General features: G+C 68.4%; 12 protein-coding genes. All 12 read left to right on the top strand.

Going from position 1 to position 8,298, the window contains the following annotated elements; all coding sequences use genetic code 11:
* Positions 1 to 98: 98 nt before the first annotated feature.
* Positions 99 to 449, top strand: coding sequence for a DUF488 domain-containing protein (locus tag HY726_02700; GenBank protein ID MBI4607903.1), 351 nt, complete (start codon positions 99 to 101; stop codon positions 447 to 449).
* A complete protein-coding gene (locus tag HY726_02695) occupies positions 446 to 922 on the top strand; it encodes a hypothetical protein (GenBank protein ID MBI4607902.1) in 477 nt (158 codons plus the stop codon). The genes HY726_02700 and HY726_02695 overlap by 4 nt, the downstream gene beginning before the upstream one ends.
* A 5-nt stretch (positions 923 to 927) precedes the next feature.
* Entirely contained in the window at positions 928 to 1,215 is a 288-nt protein-coding gene (locus HY726_02690; GenBank protein MBI4607901.1) for a cytochrome c, read from the top strand.
* A 4-nt stretch (positions 1,216 to 1,219) separates the two neighbouring features.
* Positions 1,220 to 2,044, top strand: coding sequence for a DUF364 domain-containing protein (locus HY726_02685; protein ID MBI4607900.1), 825 nt, complete (start codon positions 1,220 to 1,222; stop codon positions 2,042 to 2,044).
* A 19-nt stretch (positions 2,045 to 2,063) separates the two neighbouring features.
* A complete protein-coding gene (locus HY726_02680; protein ID MBI4607899.1) occupies positions 2,064 to 3,056 on the top strand; it encodes a hypothetical protein in 993 nt (330 codons plus the stop codon).
* Positions 3,057 to 3,068: 12 nt separating this feature from the next.
* Entirely contained in the window at positions 3,069 to 3,362 is a 294-nt protein-coding gene (locus tag HY726_02675) for a hypothetical protein (GenBank protein ID MBI4607898.1), read from the top strand.
* Positions 3,363 to 3,364: 2 nt separating this feature from the next.
* Positions 3,365 to 4,630 carry a 4Fe-4S dicluster domain-containing protein gene (locus HY726_02670; GenBank protein MBI4607897.1) on the top strand — a complete coding sequence of 422 codons (1,266 nt, stop codon included), beginning with the start codon at positions 3,365 to 3,367 and terminating at the stop codon, positions 4,628 to 4,630.
* A 124-nt stretch (positions 4,631 to 4,754) separates the two neighbouring features.
* A complete protein-coding gene (locus tag HY726_02665; protein MBI4607896.1) occupies positions 4,755 to 5,501 on the top strand; it encodes a molecular chaperone TorD family protein in 747 nt (248 codons plus the stop codon).
* A gap of 11 nt (positions 5,502 to 5,512) precedes the next feature.
* Positions 5,513 to 6,271: a hypothetical protein gene (locus tag HY726_02660; GenBank protein ID MBI4607895.1), complete on the top strand. Its 759-nt coding sequence runs from the start codon at positions 5,513 to 5,515 to the stop codon at positions 6,269 to 6,271.
* A 3-nt stretch (positions 6,272 to 6,274) separates the two neighbouring features.
* Entirely contained in the window at positions 6,275 to 7,045 is a 771-nt protein-coding gene (locus tag HY726_02655; GenBank protein ID MBI4607894.1) for an enoyl-CoA hydratase/isomerase family protein, read from the top strand.
* Between the two features lie 37 nt (positions 7,046 to 7,082).
* Positions 7,083 to 7,844, top strand: coding sequence for a glucose 1-dehydrogenase (locus HY726_02650; GenBank protein ID MBI4607893.1), 762 nt, complete (start codon positions 7,083 to 7,085; stop codon positions 7,842 to 7,844).
* A gap of 88 nt (positions 7,845 to 7,932) precedes the next feature.
* On the top strand, positions 7,933 to 8,298 hold a 366-nt coding region (locus HY726_02645), incomplete at its 3' end, for a hypothetical protein (protein MBI4607892.1).

Here is an 8,298-nt window from a genome sequence, read left to right as displayed (position 1 = left end):
GCCCGCCACCACCGGCTACACGCCGGACAACGAGAGCGAGTTCATGAAGCGCTACCTGGCCGGCGACCTCTACCGGCACCGCTGATGGTAACGTCGCGATGATGAGGATAAAGCGGGTCTATGAGCCGCCTTCGCCGGCGGATGGCCGGCGGATTCTCGTGGATCGCCTCTGGCCTCGGGGGCTCTCCGGGGCGAGGGTGAAGATTGACGACTGGGCGAAGGATCTCGCGCCGTCGGATCGTCTCAGGCGGTGGTTCGGTCACGACCCGAAGAAGTGGGCCGAGTTCCGAAAGCGATATCGCGCGGAGCTCGGGAAGCACGGTGAGCTGCTCAAGGAGATGGCCCTGAAGGCGTCCCGCGAGAAGGTCACCCTCGTCTACGGGGCGCGGGACCCTGAGCACAACAACGCGGTGGTGCTCAAAGGGTTCTTGGAGGAGCTTCAGAAGTGACCGGGACGCAGACGATGGAGACGATTGAAAGGCTCAACGAGCTGTTGGAGGCCGAGCGCGCCGGGGTGGAGACCATGTCGCATCTGATCGAGGTCGCCATCACGCTGGAAATGCGAAAGCTCTTTGAAGGGATACGGGACGATGAAGCGTGGTCCTGCGCTGGCCTGGCGAGCGCCATCAGGCGGCAGCGCGGGAGAATGTCGGAGACGAAAGGCGACTTCGCAGAGAAGGTCATGGCGGAGCCCACGCTCCCGGATCGCCTCCGGATGCTTAACCGGGGTCAAGGCTGGGTGGTAAAGCGCCTGGATGCCCCGCTAGAGAAGGAGCTGGATGAGGAGAGTGAGGCATTCCTTCGCCAGATGCGGGCCGTCCACGTCAGAAACATCGAGCGCTGCGACGGCCTGATCGCAGAGCTTGCGTCTGGCGCGAGGGTGAGCCGGGAGGCCAGGCGCGGTGCTGAGGAGGGGAGATAGAGCCCATGGGAGCTGTGCGTGCTTTCCGAGCCCGCTTCGCCACCGCGCGGGTTTTTGCACCGCTGGCGTTAGGTTCCCTCTTCGCCGGCTTGGTTGGTCTCGCCGATGCGGCCTCTCCACCTCCCTCGCCCGTGGAAGGGCAAGCCATCTTTCAAGAGAAGTGTGTCTCCTGCCACACCATCGGTGGCGGCCGGCTGGTAGGGCCTGATCTCCAGGGCGTAACGGCACGGCGGGATCGGGAGTGGCAGCGCTTACCGCCCAGCCTTCCCATGAGTGAGCCCGCCTGGGGGTGATGCGATGAGCCTTCTGCTGAAAGAGACCGTCGCGGCTCTCGAGGAGAAACTCGGCACGCAGCTCGACTGGCTCACCGTCGCCGACGTCGCGGTGGGGGTCTTTTTCACCGGCGTCGTCCTCGAGACCGGTCACGCGGGCATGGCGGCGACTCCAATCCGGGAAATCCCGGAAGCGGTCTGCTGTCCCCGCTCGCTGGCCCGGATGCCCGAGGCGGGCTCGATCCGCGGCCGGCTCGCGAGGGACCTGCTCCCCTTCGCCCTCGACCGGAATGTCCTGAAGCGGGCCATCGGCGTGGCCACGCTGAATGCGCTCTCCCATCTCCTGGAAGACAAGGCCGGCGCCGACGGGTATCTGGTAACCGTCGGCCGGGATGCCCTGGATGCGCTGCCCATCGGGACGGGGACGAAGGTGGTTCTGGTCGGCGCCTTCGAGCCGTATATCCGCCGCCTCAGGCAGGTTGAAGCCGACTTCTGCGTCGTGGAGAAGAACCCGGAGACCTTGAGGGGCGTGGACCGGAGCCGCTACCGCTCTCCCGAGGCGGCGCGCGACGTGTTCGCCGGGGCGGAGGTGGCCATCCTGACGGGGTCAGCGCTGGTCAACCACACGATGGACGCGCTGCTCGACGCGGTGAGCAAATTTTGCCGCATTGCCGTGGCGGGACCGACGGCCAGCCTCTTCCCGTTGCCGCTGTTCGCGCGCGGCGTCGAGGTGGTGGGCGGAATCCGGATCACCGACCCGGCTCTGATGGTCCGGATCCTGACCGAGGGCGGATCGGGGCATCACCTGCGCGGGGAGTGTGGCCAGAAGATGGTAATGACCCCTGCCTGAGTGCGAAAGAGGGGCAACGATGAGCGCGACACGGGGGGACCAGAGGGAGTTAATCTCCGAGGCTCGACTCCGGGAGCTGTCGGGAAGCGGCTGGCTCACGCGCTTCCTCGAGCAGTATCCGGTTGTGCGCCAGCTCCAGGCCGGCGCCGAGGACGAGTGCCTCAGGGGCGCGATCGATGTCCACGTCCACGCCGACCCCTGTAGCCTCATCCCTCGGAGCCAGGACTTCACCCAGGTCGCGGTCGACGCCGCGCGGGCCGGAATGCGCGCGGTGGTGCGGAAGGACCACTACTACTCCACGGTCGGGGAGGCCTGCGCCACCCAGCGCCACATCGACGATCTGGTGGAGAGCGGCGCGCTCGCGCAGCGCATCGAGGTGTACGGCGGGGTACCGATCACGTTCTCCGTGGATCCGAAGCAGGTGGAGCAGGCCCTCCGCTTCCCCGCGTTCAGGATGATCTGGCTCAACCCGGTGTACGGGGAGACGCTCGTCGAGGGAGGCAAGGTCCGGCCCGAGGTGGAGCGGATCCTCGAGCTGGCGCGGGACCACGGCATCGGGATCAACCTGGGGGCTCCCAGCCACAGCAAGAAGTACGGCGGGATGGACGACTACGAGGGCCTGGCGCCGGTGGTCGAGCGGATCGGCGTCCTCGGGGCCGCGGCCGTCCTCGATCACCCGCTGAGCTCGTTCACGGTGGAGCAGATCGCCGGGCTCGTCGGTAACGGGGTGTACGCCGGCCTCTTCTGCTACCCCTCGCTCCCGAGCGTGATCAAGGCGCCCGTGGTCGATCCCGCCCGCACCCTCGAGCTCGTCCGGCGGATCGGGCCCGAGCGGTGCATCATCGCCAGCGACGTCGGGATGCTCCTGGAGCCGACGCAGCTCGAAGCCCTCCGTCTGATGATCCGGCTGCTCATGATCCTGGGGCTGACCCCGCGCGAGATCGATCCGATGCTGAAGGCCAACCCCGCGCGGCTGGTCGGCCTCGACGCGGGCGGCGCGGATCCTGCGTGACGAGAGCGAGCCATGCCGTGGGGTGATCCGGATCCCGCCGATCCCAACGTCCTGATCGGCGTCGCCCTCCCCGCGGAGGCGGAGACCGTGCGGGAGATGGCCTATGTCTTCGCCGAAGAATTCGCCCGCCTCGGCTTCGACGAGGCGCGGCTCCTCCGGCTCTTCCGGAACCCCTTCTATGCCGGCCTTCACCACGTCTACCGCGCCCTCGGCGAGCCGGTCGTGAGCGAGATCGTCAGGGAGACCGTTCGCGCGTGGGGCCTCGGCCGCCTGAGCGCCGACGATCCTCCTCCGGAAGGAGCGTGAGTATGGCCTCGGTCCACAACTGGCAGCTCGGCCGTGCGATGAAGTACCCGTACGCGGCGGCCTATCCCGAGCGGCAGTTCGCCTTCGTCTTCAACATCAACCGGTGCATCGCCTGCCAGAGCTGCACCATGGCGTGCAAGTCCACCTGGACCTTCTCGAAGGGCCAGGAGCACATGTGGTGGGCCAACGTCGAGACCAAGCCCTACGGCGGTTACCCGATGTTCTGGGACATGAAGATCCTGGAGCTGCTGGAGGCGGCGAACCCGGATGGCCAGCGCTGGTCGGAGAGGCTCTCGAGCGATCCGAAAGCGCCCTACGGCCGGTTCGGCGGCCAGACGATCTTCGAGGCCGAGCGGATGCTCACTCCCGACAGCGCCCGGATCCTCGGTTACCTGCCGGCCGACGAGGAGTGGAACTCACCGAACATCTACGAGGACAACCCCGTGGGACCGCGCGGGGTGCCCATGGAGTTCCACAAGACCGGCGAGCGGCTTCCTGAGCACCGGACGTGGTTCTTCTACCTGGCCCGCATCTGCAACCACTGCACCTACCCGGCGTGCCTGGCCGCCTGCCCGCGCAAGGCGATCTACAAGCGACCTGAGGACGGCGTCGTCCTGATCGACCAGAAGGAGTGCCGGGGGTACCGCAAGTGCGTGGAGGCCTGCCCGTACAAGAAGTCCATGTACCGGGGGAACACCCGGATCTCCGAGAAATGCATCGCCTGCTACCCGCGCCTCGAAGGAAAGGACCCGGAGTCGGGGGGGCGGGCCTGGCAGACCCGCTGCATGGCGGCCTGCATCGGCCAGATCCGCCTGCAGGGCCTGGTGAGGATGAACCGCGACGGGACGTGGGCGGAGGACCGCTACCACCCGCTCTACTATCTCGTCCACGTGGCCAAGGTGGCGCTCCCCCTCTATCCCCAGTTCGGGACCGCGCCGAACGGCTACTACATCCCACCCCGGTGGGTTCCGCGTCCCTACCTCCGCCAGATGTTCGGACCGGGCGTGGACCAGGCGATCGAGCGCTACGAAAACCCCGACCGTGAGCTCCTCGCCGTCCTCCAGCTCTTCAACCGGGCCCGGGAGATCGTATACGCGTACAAGTTTGTGGAGGGCCCGAAGGTCTACGAGGCGACCGTCCGCGGCAGGCGCGTCACGCTCTACAACGACACGGTGATCGCCTACGGGAAGGACGGTGAGGAGCTGTTCAGGACCACGTTCGAGGAGCCGGTCCACGTGAGGCCGAGCAAACATGCGAACTCAATATGACAGTGGGAGGGGGGCTACGCCCCCCTCCCATGCCTCCCCCCATGAGCTTGCGCGGGCAAAGCCCGCGCTCGAATCGGCAAAGCCGGCGCTCGATCCGGCCGAGCCGGCGCATTCGGCGGTGGATATGGCGCTGTGCAGGAGCGGGCTCTATGAGGCGCTGGCGCTCGGATTTCAACCGCCGACGGCCGAGACCGTGGTGCGGCTCGCCTCGCCCGAGGGCGCCGGGGCATTGGCCGATGCGGCGGCGCGCCTCGACGAAGCGCGGGGATCCGAGCTCGCCCCGCGTGTGCATCGCCTCGGCAGGCACGACGGCATCGAGGCGCTCGCGAGTTCGTTCGGGCGCCTCTTCGGCCCCACGGCGCGCGGCGGCGTCCCGCCCTACGAGACCGAGTACGGGGAGGACTCGCTCTTCCAGCCGATGCAGGAGATGAGCGACCTCGCCGCGTTCTACCGGGCCTTCGGTCTTGAGCTGGCTGCGACAGCTCATGAGAGGATCGATCACATCAGCAGCGAGTGCGAGTTCCTGCTCTTCCTGGCTCGCAAGGAGGCCTACGCCCTCGAGCGCGACGATCGGCCGATGCTGGACGCGACGCGGCAGGCGGCCCGCCGCTTCCTCCGGGACCACCTCGGGCGGTGGGCGCCCACCTTCGGGCGGCGGCTCGCGCGCGAGGACCCCGGAGGGTTTTTCGGCGCCCTGGGGACGCTCTGCGCTGACTTTGTGGCCCTCGATTGCGCCCAGGCGGGGGTGGCGCCCGGGCCCGAGTTCCTGCGTCTCCGCTCGGTTCAGCACGCCGATGCCCCGATGGCGTGCGGCTCGGTGGGCGACCTCCTCCAGATCCGGCTCCGGTCCGACTGCCCCGGCGGCCGGTGAGGGGCGCAGGCATGGCCGAGATCGCGATCGAGTACGAGCCGCGCCTGGTCGAGGAGGCGGTCTTCTTGGCGGCGCGGGGTCGCGCGGCGGAGGGCGACCTCCGGCGTGAAAGGGACCGGCTCTACGAAGTCCACGACCCCGAAGAGCAGGAGGCCGGGTTTCGTGCGGTGCACGCCGCGTGGTTCGAGCGGCTCGGCCTCGGGCGGCAGCTCGAGCTGGCACTCGAGGAGCAGCCGTCCGTCGCGGCGAAGATCGGCCGGTGTCTTGTCGCCTGCGCGCGATCGGGGCGGGATGAGGGCGCCGAGCTGTTCGTTTCTCCCGAGGACGGGGGCGCCGGGCCGCGGCAGCGCGTGGTGGTCCTCCGTCTCAGACCGGAGACGCTCACGGTCCCCGAGCGCCTGCGCTTGCTCCTCCGGCGCGAGTTCCTCCACGTTGCTGACATGCTCGACCCGGCGTTCGGCTACGAGCCGCGGCTCCGTGCGCCGGCGCTGGCGCCCGCGCGTCAGCGACTGCTCAGCGATCGCTACCGCGTCCTCTGGGACGCGTTCGTCGACGGGAGGCTCGGACGCCTCGGCTGGGCTCCGGTCACGATCCGGGCCGAGCGTCTCGAGGACTTTGAGCGGGCATTCCCGGGCCTGGGGGAGCGCATGGAAGCCAGCTTCGAGCGCTTCTTCGGCGATGGGGCCCTGACCCACGCGGAGCTGGCCGCCTTCGCTGCCGATCCTCAGACCGCGCTCCGCGGCGAAGCAGGCGTGAGCCAGGGGAGGTGAGCCATGGGTAGCGAGCGCTTCATCCGCTCCCACTTCGACGGTGCGGTGGCCCGCATCACGCTGGCGCGGCCGCCGCTCAACATCCTGACCATCGAGATGATGGAGGAACTGAACGCTGCCCTCCGGGAGTGCTCGCGCCGACCCGAGACCAAGGCCCTCGTCCTCGCCGCCGAGGGCAAGGCCTTCTCCGCTGGCGTTGCGGTCGAGGACCACCTGGGCGACAGCGTGAAGCCCATGCTAGAGGCCTTTCACCAGATCTTTCGTCACATCCGGTCCCTGGATTGCCCGACGCTCGCGGTGGTCCAGGGGCCGGCCCTGGGGGGCGGGGCTGAGCTGGCGACATTTTGCGATCTGGTCATCGCCAGCGAAACCGCCACCCTGGGACAGCCTGAGATCAGGGTGGGGGTGTTCCCCCCCATCGCAGCCGTCCACTATCCGACGCGCGTAGGGCTGGCGCGCACGCTCCAGCTCCTCCTCTCCGGGGACGTCGTCTCCGCCCGGGAGGCCGAACGGATCGGCCTCGTGGACCGCGTGGTCCCGCCTGAGCAGCTCGAGGCCGCTGTGGCCGATGCGCTCGGCAGATTCACCGACAAGAGCGCGGTGGTCCTCAGGCTGGCCAAGCGCGCGGTCCGCGAGGCCAGCGGGCGCAGCTTCGAGGCGGCGCTCGCCGCTCTCGAGGCGCTCTACCATGACGAGCTGATGCGAAGCGAGGACGCGGCGGAGGGGCTCCGCGCCTTCGTCGAGAAGCGCCCGCCGGTGTGGAAGCACCGGTGAGATCACACACAGACGACCAGCGAAGGAGGAGGGAGCCGTGAAGCTCGAGGGAAAGACCGCACTCGTCACCGGCGGAGGCCGGGGGATCGGACAGGCCATTGCGCTCGCGCTGGGCCGCGAGGGCTGCCAGGTCGCCGTGGCGGACATCCTGGCGGAGAACGCCAGGGCCGTGAAGGACCAGGTGGAGGCGCTCGGCGTGAAAGGGCTGGCGCTCGCCGTGGACCTGACCCGGCGAAAGGACGTTGAGCGAGCGATCGAGGAGGCCCTCGTCCAGTTCGGCCAGCTCGACATCCTGGTCAACAACGCGGGCTGGGACAGGCTGGAGCTGTTCCTGGAGTCGGACGAGGAGACCTGGGAGAAGATCATCGCGATCAACTTCAAGGCGGTGCTCTATACCTGCAAGGCCGCGCTCCCCCACATGGTGCGGCGCGGCTCGGGCAAGGTCATCAACATCGCCTCCGACGCCGGCCGCGTGGGCTCGACCGGCGAGGCCGTGTACGCGGGGACCAAGGGAGCGGTGATCGCCTTCTCGAAGACCCTGGCGCGCGAGCTGGCGCGCCACCGCATCACGGTCAACGTGGTCTGCCCCGGGCTCACCGAGACGCCGCTCCTGCAGTCGATCCGCGCCCAGTCGCCGAGCGCCCAGAAGGTGATCGAGGGAGTCACGCGCGCCATCCCGCTCGGGCGCGTGGGGGCGCCCGAGGACATCGCTGCCGCCGTGGTCTTCCTGGCCTCGCCCGGGGCGGATTTCGTGACCGGCCAGACGGTCAGCGTGAGCGGCGGCCTCACGATGTGTTGACGACGATGGCCCCCTCACCCAGCCCTCTCCCCCGAGGGGGAGAGGATAGAGGTGGGGGGGGGCGAACAGGAACGAGAAGGAGAGAACCATGGCACAGGACGTGAAAGCGATCGACTTCATGTACTACGTGGCGACGCCCGAGTTCATCGCCAAGTGGACCGACGCGAAGAAGGGCGAGCTGGTCTGCCGGATGGAGCGCGCGATCGGCAGCCTGCCGTCGTTCGAGAGCATGGAAGCCATGCTCCGGAAGATGGACGAGGCCAACGTCGAGCGCGTGTTCATCACGCAGACGAAGATGTGGTCGTACTGGAACAAGTGGATGTACATGGACACGTCCCTCGAGGAGGTGACCCAGTACACGCGGCGGTATCCGGACCGCTTCGTGGGCCTCGCGGGGTATAACCCGTTCCGGATCAAGGAGAGCCTGCGCGAGATCGAGGTCGCGGTGAGGGAG

It is taken from the genome of Candidatus Rokuibacteriota bacterium, assembly GCA_016209385.1.
Classification (GTDB): domain Bacteria; phylum Methylomirabilota; class Methylomirabilia; order Rokubacteriales; family CSP1-6; genus JACQWB01.
The sequence above is the reverse complement of the archived record's forward strand: the minus strand, read 5'-3'. Positions and strand labels throughout refer to the sequence as shown.

Excerpts from the sequence above, each read along its gene's own strand:
- HY726_02665 (MBI4607896.1), top strand. The coding sequence starts at position 4,755 with ATGGCGCTGTGCAGGAGCGGGCTCTATGAGGCGCTGGCGCTCGGATTT.
- HY726_02670 (MBI4607897.1), top strand. The coding sequence starts at position 3,365 with ATGGCCTCGGTCCACAACTGGCAGCTCGGCCGTGCGATGAAGTACCCG.
- HY726_02700 (MBI4607903.1), top strand. The coding sequence starts at position 99 with ATGATGAGGATAAAGCGGGTCTATGAGCCGCCTTCGCCGGCGGATGGC.
- HY726_02660 (MBI4607895.1), top strand. The coding sequence starts at position 5,513 with ATGGCCGAGATCGCGATCGAGTACGAGCCGCGCCTGGTCGAGGAGGCG.
- HY726_02655 (MBI4607894.1), top strand. The coding sequence starts at position 6,275 with ATGGGTAGCGAGCGCTTCATCCGCTCCCACTTCGACGGTGCGGTGGCC.
- HY726_02690 (MBI4607901.1), top strand. The coding sequence starts at position 928 with ATGGGAGCTGTGCGTGCTTTCCGAGCCCGCTTCGCCACCGCGCGGGTT.
- HY726_02680 (MBI4607899.1), top strand. The coding sequence starts at position 2,064 with ATGAGCGCGACACGGGGGGACCAGAGGGAGTTAATCTCCGAGGCTCGA.
- HY726_02675 (MBI4607898.1), top strand. The coding sequence starts at position 3,069 with ATGCCGTGGGGTGATCCGGATCCCGCCGATCCCAACGTCCTGATCGGC.
- HY726_02685 (MBI4607900.1), top strand. The coding sequence starts at position 1,220 with ATGAGCCTTCTGCTGAAAGAGACCGTCGCGGCTCTCGAGGAGAAACTC.